Origin of the sequence: Serratia grimesii NBRC 13537 (genome assembly GCF_001590905.1) — a bacterium.
In the GTDB taxonomy this organism is placed as follows: Bacteria; Pseudomonadota; Gammaproteobacteria; order Enterobacterales; family Enterobacteriaceae; genus Serratia; species Serratia grimesii.
This window is the reverse complement of record NZ_BCTT01000010.1, coordinates 71,484-94,431: the sequence shown is the minus strand read 5'-3', so window position 1 is coordinate 94,431 and position 22,948 is coordinate 71,484. Positions and strand designations below refer to the sequence as shown.

General features: G+C 52.5%; 22 protein-coding genes. 14 read left to right on the top strand and 8 right to left on the bottom strand.

Annotation, left to right across the window (positions count from 1 at the left end; translation table 11 throughout):
- Positions 1-58: 58 nt before the first annotated feature.
- The 14 genes from btuC to SGR01S_RS12185 all read left to right on the top strand — a co-directional run bounded on the left by btuC (position 59) and on the right by SGR01S_RS12185 (position 14,931).
- On the top strand, positions 59-1,066 hold the full coding sequence (btuC, locus tag SGR01S_RS12250; protein WP_061807568.1) for a vitamin B12 ABC transporter permease BtuC: 1,008 nt from the start codon (positions 59-61) through the stop codon (positions 1,064-1,066).
- A 41-nt stretch (positions 1,067-1,107) separates the two neighbouring features.
- Positions 1,108-1,662, top strand: coding sequence for a glutathione peroxidase (locus SGR01S_RS12245; protein ID WP_061807567.1), 555 nt, complete (start codon positions 1,108-1,110; stop codon positions 1,660-1,662).
- 20 nt (positions 1,663-1,682) lie between these two features.
- Positions 1,683-2,438 (top strand): vitamin B12 ABC transporter ATP-binding protein BtuD, encoded by a 756-nt coding sequence (gene btuD / locus SGR01S_RS12240; protein ID WP_061807566.1) that lies wholly within the window; start codon positions 1,683-1,685, stop codon positions 2,436-2,438.
- A gap of 400 nt (positions 2,439-2,838) precedes the next feature.
- The gene (gene arnB, locus SGR01S_RS12235; RefSeq protein WP_037418591.1) at positions 2,839-3,993 is read left to right on the top strand and encodes a UDP-4-amino-4-deoxy-L-arabinose aminotransferase; all 1,155 of its coding nucleotides are present in this window, start codon (positions 2,839-2,841) and stop codon (positions 3,991-3,993) included.
- Entirely contained in the window at positions 3,980-4,960 is a 981-nt protein-coding gene (gene arnC / locus SGR01S_RS12230) for an undecaprenyl-phosphate 4-deoxy-4-formamido-L-arabinose transferase (RefSeq protein ID WP_037418594.1), read from the top strand. Before arnB ends, arnC begins: the two co-directional genes overlap by 14 nt.
- Complete coding sequence (gene arnA / locus SGR01S_RS12225; protein WP_037418597.1) at positions 4,960-6,942, top strand: bifunctional UDP-4-amino-4-deoxy-L-arabinose formyltransferase/UDP-glucuronic acid oxidase ArnA; 1,983 nt, start codon at positions 4,960-4,962, stop codon at positions 6,940-6,942. Before arnC ends, arnA begins: the two co-directional genes overlap by 1 nt.
- Positions 6,939-7,844 carry a 4-deoxy-4-formamido-L-arabinose-phosphoundecaprenol deformylase gene (gene arnD, locus SGR01S_RS12220; protein ID WP_061807565.1) on the top strand — a complete coding sequence of 302 codons (906 nt, stop codon included), beginning with the start codon at positions 6,939-6,941 and terminating at the stop codon, positions 7,842-7,844. The genes arnA and arnD overlap by 4 nt, the downstream gene beginning before the upstream one ends.
- A complete protein-coding gene (gene arnT, locus SGR01S_RS12215) occupies positions 7,841-9,508 on the top strand; it encodes a lipid IV(A) 4-amino-4-deoxy-L-arabinosyltransferase (RefSeq protein WP_061807564.1) in 1,668 nt (555 codons plus the stop codon). The genes arnD and arnT overlap by 4 nt, the downstream gene beginning before the upstream one ends.
- A complete protein-coding gene (gene arnE, locus SGR01S_RS12210; RefSeq protein WP_061807563.1) occupies positions 9,505-9,852 on the top strand; it encodes a 4-amino-4-deoxy-L-arabinose-phosphoundecaprenol flippase subunit ArnE in 348 nt (115 codons plus the stop codon). Before arnT ends, arnE begins: the two co-directional genes overlap by 4 nt.
- A complete protein-coding gene (gene arnF, locus SGR01S_RS12205; protein WP_037418607.1) occupies positions 9,849-10,241 on the top strand; it encodes a 4-amino-4-deoxy-L-arabinose-phosphoundecaprenol flippase subunit ArnF in 393 nt (130 codons plus the stop codon). Before arnE ends, arnF begins: the two co-directional genes overlap by 4 nt.
- A gap of 173 nt (positions 10,242-10,414) precedes the next feature.
- The gene (locus SGR01S_RS12200) at positions 10,415-10,879 is read left to right on the top strand and encodes an NlpC/P60 family protein (RefSeq protein ID WP_037418610.1); all 465 of its coding nucleotides are present in this window, start codon (positions 10,415-10,417) and stop codon (positions 10,877-10,879) included.
- Between the two features lie 57 nt (positions 10,880-10,936).
- The gene (lplA, locus tag SGR01S_RS12195) at positions 10,937-11,950 is read left to right on the top strand and encodes a lipoate--protein ligase (protein ID WP_061807562.1); all 1,014 of its coding nucleotides are present in this window, start codon (positions 10,937-10,939) and stop codon (positions 11,948-11,950) included.
- Positions 11,951-12,502: 552 nt separating this feature from the next.
- Positions 12,503-13,240 (top strand): EAL domain-containing protein, encoded by a 738-nt coding sequence (locus tag SGR01S_RS12190; protein ID WP_037418614.1) that lies wholly within the window; start codon positions 12,503-12,505, stop codon positions 13,238-13,240.
- Positions 13,241-13,488: 248 nt separating this feature from the next.
- A complete protein-coding gene (locus SGR01S_RS12185; protein ID WP_061807561.1) occupies positions 13,489-14,931 on the top strand; it encodes a protein adenylyltransferase SelO in 1,443 nt (480 codons plus the stop codon).
- 45 nt (positions 14,932-14,976) lie between these two features.
- On the opposite strand, the gene SGR01S_RS12180 is transcribed toward SGR01S_RS12185, so the two are convergent.
- From SGR01S_RS12180 to SGR01S_RS12145, 8 genes are all read right to left on the bottom strand, one after another.
- Positions 14,977-15,762 (bottom strand): heme ABC transporter ATP-binding protein, encoded by a 786-nt coding sequence (locus tag SGR01S_RS12180; RefSeq protein ID WP_037418616.1) that lies wholly within the window; start codon positions 15,760-15,762, stop codon positions 14,977-14,979.
- The gene (locus SGR01S_RS12175) at positions 15,755-16,759 is read right to left on the bottom strand and encodes a FecCD family ABC transporter permease (protein ID WP_061807560.1); all 1,005 of its coding nucleotides are present in this window, start codon (positions 16,757-16,759) and stop codon (positions 15,755-15,757) included. Before SGR01S_RS12175 ends, SGR01S_RS12180 begins: the two co-directional genes overlap by 8 nt.
- Positions 16,759-17,589: a heme/hemin ABC transporter substrate-binding protein gene (locus SGR01S_RS12170; protein ID WP_061807559.1), complete on the bottom strand. Its 831-nt coding sequence runs from the start codon at positions 17,587-17,589 to the stop codon at positions 16,759-16,761. Before SGR01S_RS12170 ends, SGR01S_RS12175 begins: the two co-directional genes overlap by 1 nt.
- On the bottom strand, positions 17,586-18,620 hold the full coding sequence (locus SGR01S_RS12165) for a hemin-degrading factor (RefSeq protein ID WP_061807558.1): 1,035 nt from the start codon (positions 18,618-18,620) through the stop codon (positions 17,586-17,588). The genes SGR01S_RS12170 and SGR01S_RS12165 overlap by 4 nt, the downstream gene beginning before the upstream one ends.
- Before the next feature lie 63 nt (positions 18,621-18,683).
- A complete protein-coding gene (locus SGR01S_RS12160; RefSeq protein ID WP_061807557.1) occupies positions 18,684-20,774 on the bottom strand; it encodes a TonB-dependent hemoglobin/transferrin/lactoferrin family receptor in 2,091 nt (696 codons plus the stop codon).
- A 93-nt stretch (positions 20,775-20,867) separates the two neighbouring features.
- On the bottom strand, positions 20,868-21,059 hold the full coding sequence (hemP, locus tag SGR01S_RS12155; RefSeq protein WP_172479780.1) for a hemin uptake protein HemP: 192 nt from the start codon (positions 21,057-21,059) through the stop codon (positions 20,868-20,870).
- A gap of 160 nt (positions 21,060-21,219) precedes the next feature.
- Positions 21,220-21,705: a glutathione peroxidase gene (locus SGR01S_RS12150; protein ID WP_037418626.1), complete on the bottom strand. Its 486-nt coding sequence runs from the start codon at positions 21,703-21,705 to the stop codon at positions 21,220-21,222.
- Positions 21,706-21,817: 112 nt separating this feature from the next.
- A complete protein-coding gene (locus tag SGR01S_RS12145; RefSeq protein ID WP_037418629.1) occupies positions 21,818-22,864 on the bottom strand; it encodes a 3-deoxy-7-phosphoheptulonate synthase in 1,047 nt (348 codons plus the stop codon).
- Positions 22,865-22,948 lie beyond the last annotated feature (84 nt).

Sequence of the window (22,948 nt, the reverse complement as noted above, 5' to 3'; positions counted from 1 at the left end):
TGACCCAGACGTCAATTATTCGGCCGCTGATCACGGCTTGCAGGGAATCGCCACACTTATGTCAACCCGCCAGACTTTTACCTTATTGCTGCACAAGCAGCGTCATCGCGATAAACGGCATCTCATGTTGTTGACGTTGGGCGTTGCTGTTGCTTTTGTTTTCAGCCTCAGTGCAGGTGATGTATGGCTTTGGCCCACGCAGTGGTCGAGTGACGCGGCGCAGCTGTTTGTCTGGCAATTACGCTTGCCCCGTGCGCTGGCGGTGATGTTGGTGGGCGCGAGTTTGGCGGTTGCTGGTGCGGTAATGCAGGCGCTATTTGAGAATCCGTTGGCCGAACCCGGTTTGCTGGGGGTTGCAAATGGCGCTGGCGTAGCGCTGGTGCTAACGGTATTGCTGGGGAATGGTTTGCTGCCGGTGGCGATGATGAGCCTGAGCGCTATTGCCGGTGCACTGATAATGACGTTCCTGTTGCTCAGCTTTGCGCGGCGCAAGCGCTTGACCAATGCGCGTTTACTGCTGGTCGGCGTTGCCTTGGGGATTGTGTGCAGTGCCGTGATGACCTGGGCGGTATATTTCAGTTCCAGCCTGGATTTGCGCCAGCTAATGTACTGGATGATGGGAGGATTCGGCGGCGTTGACTGGCGGCAGAAATGGTTGGTGTTGGCGCTGTTGCCCGTATTGTTGTGGTTGTGCGTTCAGGGCAAGGCGCTGAACTTTATGGCGCTGGGTGAAGTACAAGCATGCCAGCTTGGTCTTTCTCTGCACCTCTGGCGCAATCTGTTGGTGTTAGCGATTGGTTGGTTGGTGGGGGTTAGCGTCGCCTTGGCGGGGGTGATCGGTTTTGTCGGGTTGGTGATACCGCATATACTGCGCCTCAGTGGCCTGACCAATCAACGCTATTTATTACCGGGTTGTGCGTTGGCCGGTGCCGGCGTATTGCTGGCGGCCGATGTCATGGCGCGCATTACTCTGCTGTCGGCTGAATTACCCATTGGTGTAGTGACCGCTACGCTGGGTGCACCTCTATTTATCTGGTTACTGATCCGGGTAAAAAGCGTAAGGTAGTTTCTCTGTTCATCTGCAAACAAAACAAGAGGATAAAATCCATGACTCAACCGATTTATGACATTCCACTGAATACCATCCAAAACCAATCCACCACGCTGGATGCGTATAAAGGCCGCGTGTTACTGGTGGTTAATGTGGCATCTGAGTGCGGATTGACGAAACAGTACGAAGGGCTAGAAGCCTTGTATGAAACCTATCGGGATCAAGGCTTCGAAGTCCTGGGTTTTCCGTCTAACGAGTTCCTGGGGCAGGAGCCAGGGAGCAACGAAGAGATCCTGGCTTTTTGCCGTGGCACCTTTGGCGTCCAGTTCCCGATGTTTGCCAAACTCGAAGTCAACAGTGAAAACCGACATCCGTTGTATCAGGCATTGATTGCTGCAAAACCTCAAGCTGTTGCACCACAGGGCAGTGAGTTCCTGGCACGAATGAGCAGCAAGGGCCGGGCACCGAAGCAAACTGGCGATATTTTGTGGAACTTTGAGAAATTCCTGATCGGGCGTGATGGTACTGTGATTCAGCGTTTTTCTCCAGACACGACGCCGGAAGATCCTGCCTTGGTTGCTGCTGTCAAACAGGCGTTGGTCAAGTCATAAAGAAGGAGTAGTAATTAAGCATGCTGCAACTCAGTCAGGTTGGGGTAGAAGGGCGTTTTGCGCCGTTTTCAGCACAGGTCGATGCTGGGTTGCAGTTTCACCTTATTGGTCCAAACGGCGCCGGTAAAAGCACGCTGCTGGCGCGACTGGCGGGGATATTGCCGGGTACGGGAGATATCTTGCTTGCTGGAAAGCGATTGGAAGGCTATCAGGGCAATGCGCTGGCGTTACGGCGTGCCTATTTGAGCCAACAACAGCCTCCGGTCGCGTTGATGCCCGTCTTCCAATATCTGGAACTGCATCGACCGGCGGGTGCTGCGGAAGAAGCGCTGGAAAGCACCATTCTTTATCTCTGTCAGCGTTTAAAACTGATGGACAAACTGTCCCGCATGTTGACTCAATTATCCGGCGGCGAATGGCAACGAGTGCGTCTGGCGGCAGTATTGCTGCAAGCCTGGCCGACGGTCAATCCGCGGAGCCAACTGCTGCTGCTGGACGAACCGACGAACAGTCTGGATGTGGCGCAGAAGGTTGCTTTGGATAGGTTGTTGCGAGAGTTTTGTCAGAGTGGGCGCAGTGCATTAGTTTGCGCGCATGACCTCAACCATACCTTACAGCAGGCCGACCGAGTTTGGTTATTGCATGCAGGCCGTTTGGTTGCCCAGGGAATCACGCAGGAAGTGATGGAGCCGCTATTACTTTCAACAATTTATGATGTGGATTTTCACCTGCAGGCGGTTGGCGATCAACGTTGGATTATGACCAAAACGGCATAGCTCATTAGTATGGTTAAAATTCGCTCTAAACGAAAATTAAACGTACCCGATATAAATAGCCGGGTAACGACCGGCTTTATTTCCCTTTTTGCTTAAAATTGTCTACCGAATCTTGAAAACCGTCGCTGACGTGCTACGATGATTAAGTTCAGAAACAATAAATAAATAATTACAAATAACTATAACAAGTTGATTTTTAAATAAATTTAATTTTATGATGATGGCCCTCGCAGATCAGATAGCTAACTGATAATAAATCGCATCTTAAGGTTTAGTTAAGCTTGCGGCCGTACATTGGCAGTTAATCCACCAGGAACGATTCTCTCTGGCGTTTAATATTCGTTAAATAAAAGAGATCTACAGTGTCATTAAAAGAAGTTTGATACGTTTGGGGTTAACTATGGATCAATTTTTACCTTTCTCACGCCCAGCGATTGGCGATGAAGAAATCGCGGCGGTAGAAAGGGTATTGCGCTCAGGTTGGATCACTACCGGGCCGCAAAATCAGCAGTTGGAAAGTGAGTTTTGCGCTACCTTCGGCTGTAAACATGCCATTGCTGTTTGTTCCGCCACCGCCGGTATGCACATCACCCTGATGGCTCTGGGTATCGGCCCAGGCGACGAAGTTATCACACCCTCACAGACCTGGGTTTCCACCCTCAACATGATTGAATTGCTCGGTGCGACGCCGGTCATGATTGACGTTGATCGCGATACACTGATGGTCAGCGCCAGCGATGTTGAAGCTGCAATTACTGCAAAAACCAAAGCTATTGTTCCGGTACATTACGCTGGCGCGCCCCTGCAAATGGATGCATTGCGCGATGTGGCTCAACGTCACAACATTCCCCTGATTGAAGACGCCGCCCACGCAGTAGGTTCCCGTTACAACGGTGAGTGGGTGGGTGCACGTGGCACGGCAATCTTCTCATTCCACGCGATTAAAAACCTGACCTGTGCCGAAGGTGGCCTGATTGCCACCGACGATGACGAATTGGCGGATCGCCTGCGTTGTTTGAAATTCCACGGCCTGGCCGTTGATGCTTTTGATCGCCAGCAACTGGGGCGCAAACCTCAGGCCGAAGTGGTCGAGCCTGGCTACAAATACAATCTTTCTGATATTCATGCGGCCATCGCCGTGGTGCAACTGGCCCGCTTACCGCAGCTTAATGCTCGCCGCAAAGCGCTGGCGCAGCGTTATCTCACCGCGCTGGAAGGCTCGCCTTTCTTGCCGTTGGGCTTGCCGGATTACCCGCATGACCACGCGTGGCATCTGTTTATGGTACGTGTTGACGCCGAGCGTTGTGGGATTGACCGTGACCAGCTGATGGAACGCTTGAAAGAAGTGGGTATTGGTACCGGTCTGCATTTCCGCGCGGCCCACACCCAAAAATTTTACCGTGAACGTTATCCGCAGCTGTCCTTGCCGAATACTGAATGGAACTCGGCGCGCCTGTGTACCTTACCGTTATTCCCTGATATGACCGACGACGATGTTGATCGCGTGGTCAAAGCCTTGTCTTCTGTTGTGGAGTCGTTACGTGTCTCGCGTTGAACCGATAAAAAAAGTTTCGGTGGTTATTCCGGTATACAACGAGCAGGAAAGCTTACCTGCTTTGCTTGAGCGTACCAGTGCTGCCTGTAAACAATTGACCCAACCTTATGAAATTATCCTGGTCGATGACGGCAGCAGCGACAACTCTGCTGACATGTTGACCGCCGCGGCTGAACAGCCAGGCAGCTGTGTTATTGCTGTATTGCTTAACCGTAACTACGGCCAGCACTCGGCGATCATGGCCGGTTTCAATCAGGTGAGCGGCGATCTGGTGATTACGCTGGATGCCGATTTGCAAAACCCGCCAGAAGAGATCCCGCGTTTAGTGCGCGTGGCGGAAGAAGGCTATGACGTTGTGGGCACCGTACGTGCTAATCGTCAGGATTCCTGGTTCCGAAAAAGTGCCTCGCGCATCATCAATATGATGATCCAACGCGCTACCGGCAAATCGATGGGGGACTACGGTTGCATGCTACGTGCCTACCGCCGCCATATTATCGAGGCAATGCTGAACTGCCACGAACGCAGTACCTTTATCCCTATTCTGGCTAATACCTTCGCGCGCCGCACCACAGAAATTGAGGTACTGCACGCTGAGCGTGAGTTTGGCGATTCCAAATATAGCCTGATGAAGCTGATTAACCTGATGTATGACCTGATCACCTGTCTGACAACAACACCGCTGCGTTTGCTCAGCGTGGTGGGCAGCGTGATAGCTCTTTCAGGTTTCGTATTGGCAGTGCTGTTGATCGCACTGCGTTTGATTATGGGACCTGAATGGTCAGGCGGCGGGGTGTTCACCCTGTTTGCCGTATTATTTACCTTTATCGGCGCCCAATTTGTCGGCATGGGCCTGCTGGGAGAGTACATCGGTCGTATCTATACCGACGTGCGTGCTCGTCCCCGTTATTTTGTTCAGAAAGTGGTCGGCGAACAACCGACTCACAATACTCAGGAAGAAGAATAATGAAAGCTATTGTATTTGCTTACCATGATATTGGCTGCGCAGGTCTGAAAGCGCTGACTGACGCAGGCTATGATGTTCAGGCGGTATTCACGCATACCGACGATCCTGGTGAGAACAACTTCTTCTCCTCCGTTGCCCGCTTGGGTGCAGAATTGGAGTTGCCGGTTTATGCGCCGGATGACGTTAACCACCCGCTGTGGATCGAACGTATCCGTCAGATGCAGCCGGACGTTATTTTCTCATTCTATTATCGCAATCTGCTGAGCGACGAACTTCTGTCACTGGCACCGAAAGGCGGTTTCAACCTGCACGGTTCACTGCTGCCACACTACCGTGGTCGCGCACCAGTGAACTGGGTGTTGGTGAATGGTGAAACCGAAACCGGCGCGACGCTGCATAAAATGGTCAAGCGCCCAGATGCAGGTGACATCGTTGGTCAACGTAAAGTGGCGATCGCCGCAGATGACACTGCCCTGACGTTGCACAAAAAAGTATTGGAAGCAGCGCAGGTACTGCTGAAAGATGAGTTGCCAAAACTGAAAAACGGCACAGCCACTTTCACCGCGCAAAATGAAGCCGAAGCCAGCTATTTTGGTCGCCGCACTGCGGCAGACGGCGAAATTCTGTGGCATAAATCCGCACAGGAAATCAACAACCTGGTGCGTGCTGTTACCGAACCTTACCCAGGTGCTTTCAGCTATCTCGGTCAGCGTAAATTAATCGTCTGGCGCGCCCGTGTACTGGATACTCAGCATGACAAGCAGCCGGGTACCGTGCTCAGCACTTCTCCGCTGATCATTGCCTGTGGTGAAGGTGCACTGGAAATTGTTGCTGGCCAAAACGATGTGGGCCTGTACGTGCAGGGCAGCCGTCTGGCACAGGAAATGGGTATCGTCACCGACGTGCGCCTGGCCGCTAAGCCAAACGCAGTGATGAAGCGCAGAACACGCGTGCTGATCCTCGGCGTTAACGGTTTCATCGGTAACCACCTGACCGAACGTCTGTTGCGTGATGACCGTTACGATATTTACGGTCTGGATATCGGCTCTGACGCTATCAGCCGTTTCCTGGATAACCCACGTTTCCACTTTGTGGAAGGTGACATCAGCATTCACTCCGAATGGATTGAGTATCACATTAAGAAATGTGATGTCGTTCTGCCGTTGGTGGCGATTGCGACGCCAATCGAATATACCCGCAACCCACTGCGCGTGTTCGAGCTGGATTTTGAAGAAAACCTGAAAATCGTCCGTGATTGCGTGAAATACAATAAGCGCATTATCTTCCCGTCCACCTCCGAAGTGTATGGCATGTGTGACGATAAGGAATTTGATGAAGACCACTCACGCCTGATTGTGGGTCCAATCAACAAGCAGCGCTGGATTTACTCGGTGTCCAAGCAGTTGCTGGATCGGGTTATCTGGGCATACGGTGCCAAAGAAGGCCTGAAGTTCACACTGTTCCGTCCGTTTAACTGGATGGGGCCTCGTCTGGATAACCTGGATGCCGCGCGTATTGGTTCTTCCCGTGCCATTACCCAGCTGATCCTCAATCTGGTCGAAGGTTCTCCAATCAAATTGATGGATGGCGGGGCGCAAAAACGTTGCTTCACTGACATCAACGACGGTATCGAGGCACTGTTCCGTATTATCGAAAACCGCGATGGCCTGTGTGACGGTCAGATCGTTAACATCGGTAACCCGACCAATGAAGCCAGCATCCGCGAATTAGCAGAAATGCTGCTCGAAAGCTTCAATAACCACCCGCTGCGCGATCGTTTCCCGCCGTTTGCCGGTTTCAAAGATGTGGAAAGCAGCAGCTACTACGGTAAAGGTTATCAGGACGTTGAGCACCGTACGCCAAGCATCAAGAATGCACGTCGCTTGCTGGATTGGCAGCCGACCATCGCGATGCAGCAAACCGTTGCTGATACGCTGGATTACTTCTTGCGCACAACCGTTCAGGAAGGTGACGGTGCATGAAGAAAGTCGGTCTGCGAGTTGATGTAGATACCTTCAGCGGCACCCGGGAAGGGGTGCCGCAGTTGCTGGAGTTGTTCGATAAGTACAATATTCAGGCCAGTTTCTTTTTCAGCGTAGGACCGGACAATATGGGGCGCCATCTGTGGCGCCTTTTGCGTCCGAAATTCCTGTGGAAAATGCTGCGTTCTAACGCTGCATCACTGTATGGCTTGGACATTTTGCTGGCAGGTACCGCCTGGCCGGGACGCAATATCTCCCGTCGGCTGGGTCCGTTGATGAAACTTACCGCAGAGGCCGGGCATGAGGTCGGGTTACATGCCTGGGATCACCAGGGTTGGCAGGCCAAAGTTGGCCGCTGGTCTGAGGCTGAGCTGACGCAGCAGGTTCAACTTGGTGTGGACGCACTGGCTGCCAGTACCGGTCAGCCGGTTAAATGTTCGGCGGTTGCCGGTTGGCGTGCAGATACGCGGGTGTTGGAAGTGAAGCAGCGCTTTGGTTTTCACTACAACAGCGATTGCCGCGGTACGCATCCCTTCCGTCCTGTGCTAAGCGATGGTCGCCTGGGAACCGTACAGATCCCCGTCACGCTACCGACCTTTGATGAGGTCATTGGTAGTGAAGTGAGTATGGCTGACTTTAACGATTACATTCTGCGGGCCATTGAAAGCGATCAGGGTGTGCCGGTGTATACCATTCACACTGAAGTAGAGGGTATGTCACAGGCAACGATGTTTGAGCAGTTACTGCAGCGGGCGCAACGGCAGGGCATAGAATTCTGTCCGTTAAGCGCACTGTTGCCCCAAGATTTGGCTTCATTGCCATTGGGCCGCGTCGAGCGTGCTCCTTTCCCTGGCCGCGAAGGTTGGCTGGGCTGTCAAACCGATGTGAAGGACGATTCATGAAGGCGCTAAAAGGATCATGGGCCATTTTATTGGCCATTTTTTTTGCTTTGGTTTACCTGATTCCTCTCAACGGTCGCCTGTTGTGGCAACCGGATGAAACTCGCTATGCTGAAATCAGCCGAGAGATGCTGCAGCGTGGCGACTGGGTCGTGCCGCATTTGCTCGGTCTACGCTATTTTGAAAAACCGGTCGCCGGCTATTGGTTCAACAACATCAGCCAATGGTTGTTTGGTGATACTAACTTTGCGGTGCGCTTTGGTTCGGTATTTAGCACCGGCATGACTGCGTTACTGGTGTTTGTACTGGCAATGCTGATGTGGCGTAATGCCCACCGTGCTTGCCTGGCGGTACTGATTTTCCTGTCTATGGTGCTGGTATTCAGCATCGGCACCTACAGCGTATTGGATCCGATGATATCGTTGTGGCTGGCTGCAGCCATGGTCAGTTATTACCTGACGCTGAAATCCACCACGGTTAAAGGCAAGCTGGGTGGCTACGTGCTGCTGGGCTTAGCTTGTGGAATGGGCTTTATGACCAAGGGCTTCCTGGCACTGGCGGTGCCGGTGATTGCGGTGATCCCGATTGTTATTCAGCAGCGGCGGATTAAAGATCTGTTGATTTATGGCCCTGTGGCGATCGTGGTTGCGGTACTGCTGAGCTTGCCTTGGGCGCTGGCCATTGCTCAACGTGAGCCGGACTTCTGGAATTACTTCTTCTGGGTTGAACATATTCAGCGTTTCGTTGAAGACAACGCCCAGCACAAAGCACCATTCTGGTATTACATCCCGATTCTGATGGCCGCCGTATTGCCATGGCTGGCACTCTTGCCGGGGGCGCTGCTCAAAGGCTGGCGTGAACGGGTTCAACGACCTGAACTGTTCTTCTTGCTGAGTTGGGTGATGATGCCGTTGATCTTCTTCAGCATTGCCAAGGGCAAATTGCCAACCTATATTCTGCCATGCATGGCGCCGATGGCGCTGTTAATGGCGGCTTATGCTGAAGATTGCGTGGCGGCACTGCGCAGTAAGGTCTTCAAGGTTAACGCCGTATTAAACGGGTTATTTGGATTGATCGGCATCTTGGCGCTGGTGGTTCTGGGCTCCGGGTTGTTGCCTAAAGTGCATTTGTTTACCGCACAAGAGTGGCCGAAGATCGTCATCGGCATTATCGCCTTTGCCGGTTGGTTGTTGTTTGCTGTCGTATCGGTGCGTAATAACGCAAAACGCTGGAGCTGGGCGGCGGCTTGTCCGTTGCTGCTGTGCCTGCTGATTGGTTATGCTATCCCACAACAGGTCACTGACTCCAAATTGCCGCAAAACTTCGCGCAGGCCAATATGGCTGAGTTAAGCCACAGTCGCTATGTGTTGACTGATAGCGTTGGCGTGGCTGCGGGTTTGGCCTGGGAATTGAAGCGCAGTGATGTGCTGATGTTTAACCAGAAGGGCGAAGTTTCCTATGGGTTGGACTACGCAGATGCGCGTAGCCATTTCATCAGCGATGCTGATTTCCCGCAGTGGTTGGCTCAGGCACGCAAGCAGGGTGATGTTTCACTGGTCTTGCAGTTGTCCCGAGGCGAAAGCATTGACCAGCAAAATCTGCCGATAGCAGATAAGGTGCAGGTAATGAATCGTCTGGCATTGTTCTGGTACCAACAGCAGCCATGATCATCGGCTATCTGTTGGTCATTGTGGTCAGCTTGCTCACCTGTGGTGGGCAGCTGTGCCAGAAACAGGCCGCTCAGTGCTGGCAGTTAGCTCCCGCCGTCAGGCGGGGGCCAACGCTGCGTTGGCTGGCACTGGCGGTATTGCTGTTGGGGCTAGGTATGGCGGTGTGGCTTAACGTATTGCAACGTTTGCCGCTCAGTTTGGCCTATCCGACACTCAGCCTGAACTTTGTGCTGGTGACGCTTGCCGCCCGCTGGTTGTTTAAAGAACCGACTACCGTACGGCATTGGTGTGGTGTAGGTTCGATTATGCTGGGGATCCTGCTGATGAGTATAAATCCATGAGAGGTTATGCCTGGGGCGCTGCCAGCGTATTGCTGGTTACGCTGGCACAGCTGTTAATGAAATGGGGGATGTCGCAGATCCCACTGATGTCATTTGCTGATGTTACTCTCAGTTTGTTTAGTCAATATTGGCTACCGCTTCTGGCGGTCAGTGGCGGTATCTTTGGCTATGCATTGTCGATGCTATGCTGGTTCTTCGCGCTCCATCATTTGCCCCTTAACCGCGCTTATCCATTGCTGAGTGTCAGTTATGCATTGGTCTACCTGGCAGCGGTGATTTTGCCATGGTTTAACGAATCGGCCACCTTACTGAAAACATTGGGTACGTTGTTTATCCTGTTTGGCGTGTGGTTGATTAACAGCCAGACCAAGGTAAAAACGCCCCAATAACACAAAAACTGCCGCTAATACGATTATCTCCTTCACAGCGCTTGCCTTTTTCCCCCGGTGGGGGATAAATTAGCCCAAAATAGCGATCTCCTTACGTGGTGCCAGCTTTGCCTCGCAGGCGGTATGCTTTACCGGACGGCATGATGCGGCAGCGTGTTCAATGAAGGGATATTATGCGGATGCGTATTTGGTTTTTACTCGCCAGTTTAATACTGGCTGGTTGCAGCAGCCATGCACCGCCTCCAAGCGGCCGGTTGGCGGACTCCATTGTGGTGGTGGCTCAGTTAAATGAGCAGCTGCGCCAATGGTATGGTGCACCTTATCGTTACGGTGGGGTGGATCGGGGGGGCGTGGATTGCTCCGGGTTCGTCTATCGCACCTTCCGCGACCGTTTCGATATGCAATTACCTCGCTCCACAGCAGAGCAAACGTCTCTGGGTACCAAAGTGTCTCGTGATGAGCTAATGCCGGGCGATTTGGTCTTTTTCAAAACAGGTGCTGGCGAGAACGGTTTGCACGTGGGTATTTATGATACGAACGATCAGTTCATACACGCGTCCACCAGCCGGGGCGTGATGCGCTCGTCACTGGACAACGTGTATTGGAAGAAAGCCTACTGGCAAGCTCGCCGCATTTAGTCTTAACTCTTTGATTTGGTGTATCATGGTGGTATCACGTATTTAACGGTGACCGCCATGACACGTTTACGCTTACTGATTTCCGATTCTTACGATCCTTGGTTCAATCTGGCTGTGGAAGAATGTATATTCCGCGAAATGACGACGCAGAAAATTCTGTTCTTATGGCGCAACGCCGAAACAGTGGTCATTGGCCAGTCACAAAACCCGTGGAAAGAGTGCAATACCCGCAGGATGGAGCAGGACGGCATTCGCCTGGCTCGTCGTAGCAGCGGCGGCGGCGCGGTATTTCACGATCTGGGGAATACCTGCTTTACCTTTATGGCGGGCAAACCCGATTACGATAAGACGGTCTCCACCGGGATTATTTTGCAGGCGTTGGCACAGCTGGGTATTTCCGCCACCGCATCCGGGCGTAATGATCTGGTGATCGAGACCGCAGACGGCGTGCGCAAAATCTCCGGTTCGGCCTACCGAGAAACGCAGGATCGCGGGTTCCACCACGGTACGTTATTGCTGAACGCCGATCTTAATCGCTTGGCGGACTACCTTAATCCGGACCCGAAAAAATTGCAGGCTAAAGGCATCACGTCCGTGCGTTCTCGCGTTGCCAATTTGTCCGAGTTTCAACCCGGTATCAGCCATGAGCAAGTGTGTGACGCCGTGACTCAGGCGTTCTTTGATTACTATGGAGAGACTGTCTCGGCGGAGATCATCTCACCTGATGTTTATCCCAACCTGCCGGATTTTGCCGCGCAGTTCGCCAAACAAAGCAGTTGGGAATGGAATTTTGGCAAAGCGCCGGCGTTTAGCCATTTGCTGAATGAACGTTTTGTCTGGGGCGGGGTAGATATCTTCTTTGACGTAGAAAAGGGGCTCATCTGTCGGGCGCAAATCTTTACCGACAGCCTTAGCCCGGCACCATTACAACGTTTAGCCGAAATGCTGATTGGCTGTGCCTACCGTAGTGATGCACTGGCAGCTTGCTGTGACAGTCTGATTACCCAGTTCCCAGAACAGGGGACTGAATTGGCCGAGCTGCGGCAATGGCTGGTAGAGACGATTAAATAACATTCAGGTTCTGAATCTTCTGGGATGAGGCAACTCATCCCTTTTTTATGCCAGAAAGAAGGGGATACTGTCTTCCGTTATCCCTTCCTTGCTAAAAAATGCAGTTAAAACACTGGGGTAGCATAGATTTCTTAGAAATCAAGGTGGCATTTTTTTACAGTTTCAATGCAAGGAATAACGGGCGAAATTGATGCGTAATTAAATTTAATCAGTTTGTGTGCTGTTTGTGCTTATGCAGGTTTTATACCCTGTTAATAGATTGCCATTGTTAGGATTTTCTTTAATTAAAACAATGATAATAAGTCAAATTTTCAGCGTGACTATATCACTTAAGCTAAATATCGCTTTGGTTCGGGTGTAATGCTCGGGTTTTCCCTTAAGCCAAATTGTTTTTGTTTCAGTCCATTAACACCTGAATATAGCTTTAATCTATCAATTAAATGATAAGTTATGGAGAAGTGCATTGATATTTCCGATTAATCTCAGAGGGATTGATCGATAAAATATATTGATATACGATGAGGTGCTCGCCATTCAGCCTGTGGCATTGAAATGAAAATCCAATTCGAAGCTGACTTTATTAGTAGCTATGTTTTTCAACCTGTTTACTCAATGGAGGGCAGGCTGTTAGCGGTAGAAATCTTGAACCGTTTTAATAGTCTGGACGGTGATTTGGCTATGCCGGCTGACATTGGGATTAATTTATTGACCGCTGAGCAAAGGATTGAGTTATTTAATGAGCAATTGAAATTGGCAGAACAGAATGCATCCTGGTTTGCCGAAAACAACGTGTTGTTGACGCTTAATATCGAAGAAACTCTTGTCGATCTGATTCTCACTGATGATCAACTGTGCGAACGCATCAGGAAATGGCCATTTATTGCCTTTGAAATCAGTGAAGGTTTTCCAAATCTTTCGGCAGGTAAAAACAATGAAAAAATCTACCAGCTTAGCGAGAGGTTTTCGCTGTGGTTGGATGATTTTGGTTCTGGTCAGGCAACATTGACCGCATTGTATGATGGTTTGTTCGACTATGTGAAAATTGACAAGCGTTTTTACTGGCAGTTGTTTACCCATCAGGGATATGACGTGGTCATTGACTCGCTATTAAAAAATATCAATCTGCTGTGTAAGGGGGTGATCGTCGGAGGAATAGAGAAAGAGGAATACTTTAATAAGCTCAGACATGCTGGCGTTTTTGGGCTGCAAGGTTTTTTATGGCCTAGCGTCGGTGTGGGTAATCTGGCAGCGTTACGGGTAACACCCGATGAGTTTAAAAACAATAATTGAGAGTACTGCACACAACGGAGCCAATAATGGACTGGATGATTTTTTCTGTGATTCCGGCGCTGTTATTCATTATCATTTTCTCGCTGATTAAGTACTTTATCTACCAGCGTAAAAAAGCATTTAAGCCGTATCGGCATAAACGCTGATCTCCCCGCATCTGCCCACGTTTCAGGCAGATGCGTTCTCCCTACATTTCCTCTGTGTTAATCGCCCCGTCCTGGCTCTACACTAGTGGTAACGGAGGGCCTATGCCGCAGTTTGAAAATGCTTACCATCATCAGTTACCCGGTTTCTATACCGAATTGAATCCTACGCCGCTGAAAGGTGCCCGCCTGCTGTATCACAGTGAGCCGCTCGCACGCGAGTTAGGGCTGGACGAAAGTTGGTTTACCCAAGATAAAACCGCGATTTGGGCGGGGGAAACGCTGTTGCCGGGGATGAAGCCGTTGGCACAGGTGTACAGTGGGCACCAGTTCGGTGTTTGGGCTGGGCAGTTGGGCGATGGACGCGGCATTCTGCTGGGTGAACAACGACTGGCCGATGGTCGCAGTATGGACTGGCATCTAAAAGGGGCCGGAATGACGCCCTATTCGCGTATGGGCGATGGTCGCGCGGTGCTACGCTCGGCGATCCGTGAGTTCCTGGCCTCTGAGGCAATGCATCATCTGGGTATCCCCACTACGCGAGCACTGACCATCGTGACCAGTGAGCAACCCGTCTACCGTGAACAACCGGAACACGGCGCGATGCTATTGCGTGTAGCGGAAAGCCATGTCCGCTTCGGCCACTTTGAACATTTTTACTACCGCAAACAGCCAGAGCAGGTGCAACAATTGGCTGATTTTGTCATTGCCCGCCATTGGCCGCAGTTTCAAGATCAGAGTGATGGCTACTTGCTGTGGTTTACCGATGTCGTCGAACGTACCGCACGGCTTATCGCCCATTGGCAGACCGTTGGGTTCGCACACGGTGTGATGAATACCGATAATATGTCGATTCTTGGTATTACCATCGACTATGGTCCGTATGGCTTCCTCGACGATTACCAGCCCGACTATATCTGTAACCATTCTGACCACCAGGGTCGTTATGCATTCGACAATCAGCCAGCAGTCGCATTGTGGAACCTCCATCGCCTGGCACAGACTTTGTCTGGGCTGATGAGCACTGAACAGCTACAGATGGCGCTGGCGGCCTATGAACCGGCCCTGATGCGAGCCTATGGGGAACAAATGCGGGCCAAGCTTGGTTTCTTCACGCAGTCACAGCAGGATAATGACCTGCTTACCGGGTTGTTGAGCATGATGGCGCAAGAAGGGCGGGATTATAGCCGTACCTTCCGTTTGTTGAGCCAAACGGAACAACAACAGGCACAGTCGCCACTACGGGATGAGTTTATTGATCGCGCCGCGTTCGACAGTTGGTATCAGCAATACCGCCAGCGTTTGCAGCAAGAACAGGTGAGTGATGCCGAACGTCAACAGGCAATGAATGCTGTGAATCCTAAGTTAATCCTGCGCAATTATCTGGCGCAGCAGGCGATTGAAAGTGCTGAGCAGAATGATGTCAGCAAACTGGCACGTCTGCATCAGGCTTTGCTGACGCCGTTTGCTGATGCCGCACAATACGATGATCTCGCCGCATTGCCACCGGATTGGGGCAAACACCTGGAGATATCCTGCTCGAGTTGATTGGGGAAAGTGTCGGGCACGGTATACCGAGCCCGACACCAGGCACTATTGGCGTAGATATACTTGCGGTAAGGCAACTTCCGGATGATGTACCACACCCAAATCCGCCTGGTACCAGCGGGTGAGAATATCGGCCTGTAGGACTTCTTGTGGTGTTCCCGAGGCAACCAACTGCCCTTGATGCAGCAATAAAATACGATCTGCATACAGTGCGGCTAAATTGAGATCGTGAAGCACGCAACACACGGCAATGGGCTGTTGGCGTGTCAGTGTACGCAGCAATCTCAGCGTATGTTGCTGGTGGTAAAGATCCAGTGCTGAGGTTGGTTCATCAAGAAATAACCAGGCTGGCGTTGGTTGCGGTTGCCAAAGTTGAGCCAACACACGAGCAAGTTGCACTCGCTGCTGCTCACCGCCGGAAAGTTGGCGATAATCTCGTTGTGCCAAGTCGAGACAGTCGGTTTGCGCCATCACCTGTTGTATTGCTAGCTGCGCATCACGCTTACCATGTGGCGCTCGCCCCATGCTGACCACTTCCTCTACGGTAAAGGGAAAGGCCAAATCGCTATGTTGGCGCATCACCGCACGCACTTTCGCCAGTTGCTGGGGTTGCCACTGTTCCAACGGACGTCCAAGTAACTGGCATTCGCCACAGCCTGGAGCTAAATACCCGGTTAACAAACGCAGCAACGTCGATTTACCCGCACCGTTAGGTCCGATAATTGCGACCATTTCACCACTGTTGATGCTGAGTGAAACGTCGTTGATTAACCTGCGTGAACCCAGGCTGTAGCGTAATTGCTGCGCGGTCAGACTTGATGTGTTATCCACCCACACGCTCCCGCTGGCGCATAACCAGCCATAAGAAGTAAGGCCCGCCAATCAGACTGGTCATCAAACCGACGGGCATTTCCGCCGGTGCAACCAGCGTGCGTGCAAACGTATCACTGACCAACAACAGGCAGGCTCCCCCCAGAGCAGAGCAAGGTAACAGCCAGCGATGGTCACCGCCAAGGCGCATACGCACCAAATGCGGCACCACAAGGCCGATAAAGCCAATAACACCGCTCATCGCGACTGCCGCACCAATCAACAAGGCGCTCAATAACAACAACTGCAGTTTGGCACGCTGGACATTTACACCAAGGTAATGGGCCTCTTCATCACCCAGTTGCAATAAGTTCAGTCGACGTGCCTGCAACAGCGTGAGTAGGGTGGCGGGTAAGATAAGCGAGGCGGAAACGGCCAGCGTAGGCCACTGTGACTGGCTCAAGCTGCCCATCATCCACAATGAAAACTGACGCAATTGCTGATCGTTACTGAGGTAAGACAGCACGCCAATTGCTGCCATACACAGCGCATTAATGGCAATGCCTGCCAGTAGCAGACGCGACAGGCTGCCGTGGCCACTGCGACTGATCCCGTAGATCAAGATCGATACCAGCATACTGCCAAGAAACGCTGCCAGCATGTGGCCATAGAGGGCGATCACCGGTGGCAAGGCCAGCGGCATGACAATAATCAGCGCGACAAACAGTGCGCCGCCACTGCTGATACCCAATAGACTGGGGTCCGCCAACGGGTTGCGGAACAGCCCCTGCATGACGGCGCCGGATACGGCCAACGCGCAACCAATCACCACCGCTAACAGGACGCGCGGCAGGCGGATATTCAACCAGATATGCCAGGTTGTGTCGCTAAAGGGTTGTTGCCACAAAGTGCGGAATGACAACGTCAGTGCCCCCATATTGGCGGCGCACAGAGCCAGCACAGCCAGCAACACCAGTAGACCGGTAATCGCCAGGCGTGGGGAAGTGCGGCTGTGCATTACTTTTGCTCCGCCGCATTGCGCAATTTAGCCAGTGCGGCAGGTGTTTCTAACCCAAAGCCGAGCAGCGCCATATCATCAACGATCAGCACACGATGTTGTTTACCTGCGGGCGTGAGGGCGATGCCGGGTAATTTCCAAAGCTGTTCCTGTCCACCGAGAGTTTTAATGCCGTCAGTAGTGACCAGTAATAGGTCGGGAGCGCTGGCGATCACGCCTTCCTGCGACAGTGGGCGGTAGCGGCTGAATCCTTGCATGGCGTTTTTCAGACCTGCTGCTGTAATGACAGCATCGGCCGCGGTGTGCTGCCCGGCAGCCATGGGTGTAATACCGCCATGGCTCATGACGAACAAGACCCTGACCGGCAAGGCATCCGTTTTTATCGCCGCCAGTTGTTGCTGGTAGCGAGTGTTTAACTGCTTGCCTTGGTCGGCTCGTTGCAGCGCATCGGCGATGACGGTGATTTTTTCCGGCACGCTCTGCAACGTTGTATCGCCTGGAATGCGCACCACTTTAACGCCGCTTTCTTCCAGCTGTTTGAGTACCAGGGCCGGCTCGGCCAACGCAGTAGTCAGTACCAGCGTGGGTTTTAACGCCAAAATGCCTTCGGCATTGAGTTGGCGCATGTAGCCGACATCCGGCAGCTTTTTGACGGCTTCCGGTTGCAGACTGGTACTGTCTCGCGCTATCACTTCATCGCCCGCGCCCAGTGCGAAGGCAATTTCGGTGACGTCACCACCTATCGAGACAATACGTTCTGCCGCCGACGCGGTGAACGGTAACGCCAGCGTAATACACAACGCCAGGCGACGGATCAATGAAGGTTTCATGCAGCAATGTCCTTAGGCTCAAGTGCGGCGACTTGCTCACGCCACTGGGTTTGTTCAGGTTGACCCTCAGTACGTTGGCCGTAGAGCTGGGCAATTTGTGTGCCGTCAGCAGCGAACAATTCCAGGCTGGTGACAAAGCCGTCTTTGGTCGGTTTACGGGTGATCCAACTTTCGGCGATTGCATCTTCGATTAGATGCAGGGTAAAGCGACGGTTAAAGACGTTAATCCAGCCTTCCTGTGGCATCAGACGTTCAATCTGGCCGGTGAATATCTGCACGCAACCACGGTTGCCGACAAAAATCATGATCTCGTTTTGTAAGCTGTGGGCGGCATCAAGCAATTGCGCCAAGGCGCTGTTATCGACCCGATAAGCCAGATCGTTACCGACGGCCTTGAAGGCCTGCTGGCGCGTCAGTTTGTTGCGGCTCAACAACTGGAAGAATTGGTGAACATCGGTCATTTCACGCCATTCGCGGTCGATCTTTTCGTTGTCCGGTGCGGCGTTACTGACGGTGGCGTCCGGGGCTTTCAGTTCCAACGTCGGATTGTCTGCACTCAGGTGACGTTCCACCAGTGCCATCCAGGCGGCCAGGTCGGTTTCGTCGGTGGTGTATACTTTATGCAACGCGTCCCCTTGATGATCGAAGAACTGAATGCTGTGACGTACACCGCGCTTGTTGGTTTCGCTCATGGCGAACACGCTGGCCCATTGATTGAGGAACAGCCGCAAATCCAATTCACGTGGGTTGAGGATCAGTCCAGCGTGGCCGTTCAGGTGCTGGTTACGGTACCGGCCCATTTGCTCATGCACTGCATAGCTGTTGCGAGTGATGGATTTGGTGACGCCAACCTGCTCCAGCTCGGTCAGCAGGGTACGAGCATCGGCCTGCAGACGACGAGTATCCTGATCAACGCGAGCATGGGTCAGTTCCGCTTCGCTGACGCCAAGCAGCTCGGCCAGATCGCGCGCGTATTTGCCTGGGTTATCAATTTTGGCCTGCTGGTAGCGTTCGTAGAGGGTATTGCTCATAGATAGTTCTCCTGTGTGAGGTTCAATCGGCGGGCATTCGGGTTGCCCGCCGGAATTAAAACGTTACCACTGGTAGCTGACCAGCAGTTTTGCGTTACGGCCATCCTGCGGAATGCCCTGTGGCGAGTAGTATTCTTTGTCGAATGCGTTACCCAGAACTACCGTAGTAGTGATGCCTTGCAGGCGTTCACGCCCTTTATAGCTCAGATAAAAATCGTTGACGCCGTAGCCACCTTGTTCTGGTGTGCCGGTTTCTACACGACTAGCGCGTTGGGTGAGAGTGGCTACCCAACCGGTTGACAAGCCTGTTTCACCCAGCGGGATATCCAGTGTGCTCGTGACGGTATCCGGATTGATGCTGTTTAGCCATTCGCCACTGGTTTCGTTCTTGCCGCGAGTACGGTTGTATGCCAAGTCCCAGCCAAAAATTGAAGTTTTATAACTCAGCATGGCGTCCCAACCCCAGATTTTTGCCCGGTCAATGTTGGTCGAGAAAGTGGTACAACTGATGCAATAAGGGCCACGCGGGCCACGACCCAATTCCATAGTGACATCTGTTGTGATGTAGTCCCGGGCCTTGGTGTCGAAGTAGCTGGCTTTGAATTGCAGGCTGTCATCAGCCAACAGCAGGTCGTCAAAGCGTAATCCGAAACCATATTCTTGGGTCGCATTGGTTTCAGGTTTCAGATTTGGGTTGGGCACCCAATTGTTGGTAATAGTGGTTGGTCCCATAGGGATCGAAAAATGTTTGGAGTCGTTGTACATCTCACCCATCGTTGGGGCACGGAAGGCCTGCGAGTAGGAACCGAACAGCATCAACCAGTCAGTTGGCGTGATGCTGACTGCACCACGTGAGGACCACTTGTCGGCATCCACATCTGCGTACCCGTCGCTAGAGCCTTTATAATTATCGTAACGCGTCCCGGCAAGCAGGGTGATTGGCAAATCACGCAAGGTAATTTCGTCTTGTAACCAGCCAGAAGCAAAGTTGATTTTTGCCTGTGGGAAGCTTTCCGTTGCGCCGCCTGGCGTTTGTTCCTGCTTGTAAGCTTCACTGCCGTAGGTAAACAAATGGGAAGCGAAGGTGTCCGCAAACAATCGCGTGCGGTTTTCCAGCTTCGCACCACGGGTGGTTTGTTTGCGAGCCTCATCTTCACTGCCGTTGGTGTGCGCGTTAATCTCTACTTCGGAATAATAGACTTTGGCTTCTGCATCGAGCCAGTCTTGGCCTACAGGTTTCAATTTGTAGCTGAGTTGACCGTCACGTTGGATTGTCGAACGGTCAGTCATCCGGTTACCGCTGCTGCTGGCGGACTCTTGCGGGTTTTTGGGCTCCTGAGCCCGGTTATTGTAGTAACGCAAATCCCCGCTTAACGACTGGTTCTCATCGAGCGTCCAGGTTCCTTTAGCCAGTACATTACTAATGGTTTCATCATTCGGCGCATCAAAACCGTTACCCTGGCGCAGATTACCGACATCGCGGGTGCCGAATGACAGCAGGCCGTCGAGGTTGTCAGTCTTGCCGTAGGCGCTGGCGCCCATACCCAGGCTGTGATCGCCGCTGCCGGCGGTGCCGTAAACCCGGTAGCCGCTATTATGGCCCGGCAGCAACAAATCAGCGGCATCCACCGTTTCATAGGCAATTACGCCACCCAGAGCACCGCTGCCATACAGCAGGGCCGAAGGGCCGCGTACCACTTCGATACGTTTTACCAACGCAGGATCGAGGAAGGTCGCACCAAGGTGTCCGGTGTCGGTACCCTGACGGATGCCATCAACTAATGTCAGTACGCCATTTTTACCGTAACCGCGCATAAAAACGTCTTGGCCATTACTGCGGCCGGTGCCATTGACGGTAATACCCGGCACGCGGCGTAGCATATCGGCGGCGCTGGTGGCGGTTTGGCTTTGCGGCGTATCGCGTTCGATCACTGTCACCATCATTGGAGCTTCAAAGCTGCTGCGCGCGTTGCCGGTGGCGGCCACGGTCATTGTTTCGTCGCTGGTTTTGTCCTTTTTCACTGGCGAAGCCGCCGTCGTAGAAAGAGAAGAAGTCGTGCTGTTGGTTTGTGCAAAAGTCACCGTCGGCAGAGCGCAGGCAATCGCCAGACTCAATGCGGATAAACGCAGCCGGGTGTAAGGAATCAGAGGCATGTCGCAACTCTCCGTATGTTTTAAACATATCAATAGATTTGCTGGCTGCCTGGATCAAAAACGATCGGGGTGGCTGGCGTTGAGGGATAGGTATTACTTGGTCAGGATCAATTTCCCGGCTTTAGTCTGCCGCAACTGGTAGCGCTGGCCCTGATGGATGATGATCGCCACACCGTCAGCGTCGAGCAGTTGTACGCTGTCGTAGCAGGGAGGTGAGACCAGACCGCTGTCAGCGGAGGACGTGGCTTTGGCAGGCTGGTTGTGGTTGTTATTATCCATCGTCATGTGTGTATAAAGCCGATTTTAAATGGTAATTAATATCAAATTGAGAATCATTATCATGTGAACGAAAGGTTACATCAAGGAAAATTTTCTTACCAATGGAACCTTTTTGCAGGAAAGTGATGTGATACGGGCTGAGCAACTCAGCCCGTAAGAAATGCGGTTATTTCAGCAGCGTTTCGATGCGGTCAAATAAGCGTTCGGGTTTGGTGATCGGTGCGAAACGTTTCACACGTTGTCCGTCGGCTGTCAGCAGGAACTTGGTGAAATTCCATTTGATGCGTTGGCTACCTAATACGCCCGGTGCCAGTCGCTTTAATTCGTTAAAGAGCGGGTGTGCGCCGGGGCCGTTTACCTCAACTTTACTGAACAACGGGAAGCTGACGCCGTAGTTCAGCGTGCAGAAGTTGGCAATTTCCAGTGGATCGCCGGGTTCTTGCGCACCGAATTGATTGCAGGGAAAACCCAGTACCATCAGACCGCGCTCGCGGTAGTATTGCCAAAGGTTTTCCAACCCACGGTACTGCGGAGTAAACCCGCATTTGCTGGCGGTATTCACCACCAAATAAGCCCGGGCGGGAAAGTCACCCAGGGTTTTGTGTTCCCCTTGCAATGTAATGCAGGGGATGGATAACAGTGAATTGCTCATGCAGGGAACTCCATATCCTGTGACAGAAGCGCTCTATAGCGCTGCAATAGGCATAATTATAGATGAGTCGCAGGCGGGTGGAAAAGCCGGGGCGGGCGCCCCGGTTAGTGGATCAGAAGCGGGTATCTACCGCATCCGCGAGCATGGCCAGCAACTGTTCGCTGTCGGACCAGCTCAGGCAAGGATCGGTGATCGACTGGCCGTAGGTCAGTGGTTGTCCTGCAACGATTTTCTGTGTGCCTTCCACCAGGAAGCTTTCTGCCATCACACCGGTGACGGCGACAGAACCGGCGCGAATTTGCTGGCAAACATTTTCTGCCACTTCCAGTTGGCGACGATGCAATTTCTGACAGTTACCGTGACTGAAATCGATCACCAGATGTTCCGGCAGATCGAATTCACGCAGGCTGTCGCAAGCGGCAACGATGTCTGTCGCGTGATAATTCGGCGTTTTGCCCCCGCGCATGATGATATGACCATACGGATTGCCACTGGTCTGATAGATAGTCATCTGCCCGTGTTTGTCCGGTGACAGGAACATATGCCCGGCACGTGCTGCACGGATAGCATCAATGGCAATACGGGTGTTACCGTCTGTCCCGTTCTTAAAGCCGACCGGGCAGGAAAGTGCTGAAGCCATTTCACGGTGAATTTGGCTTTCTGTGGTGCGTGCACCAATCGCACCCCAACTGATCAGGTCGGCAATGTATTGGCCGACAACCATGTCGAGGAACTCGGTAGCGGTGGGCAGGCCGAGTTGGTTCACTTCCAGCAACAGTCGACGGGCCATTTCAATGCCACGATTCACCTGGAAAGTCCCATCCAGCGCCGGATCGGAGATCAGACCTTTCCAGCCCACCACGGTGCGCGGTTTTTCAAAATAGGTGCGCATCACGATTTCCAGGCGATCCTGATAACGAATGCGCAGGGCGTTCAGTCGGCCGGCATAATCAATGGCAGCGTCAAGATCGTGGATAGAGCAAGGACCGATAACCACCAGGAGACGGCGATCCTCACCGGTCAGGATTTTCTCAATTCGCTTACGTGACGCTGTCACGTTGTCAGCGATTTCCGCCGAGATCGGCAACGTCTCTGCCAACGCTTGCGGCGTCACGAGGCTGTCGATGCGCGCGGTCCGCAGTTCATCTGTTTTGTGCATGATTTTCTCTAAAGACTTTTCTTCGCTGCGGCAGGAGTGCCGGGAAGTGATGGCGATCACAATAACGTAAAAACCGATGAATTC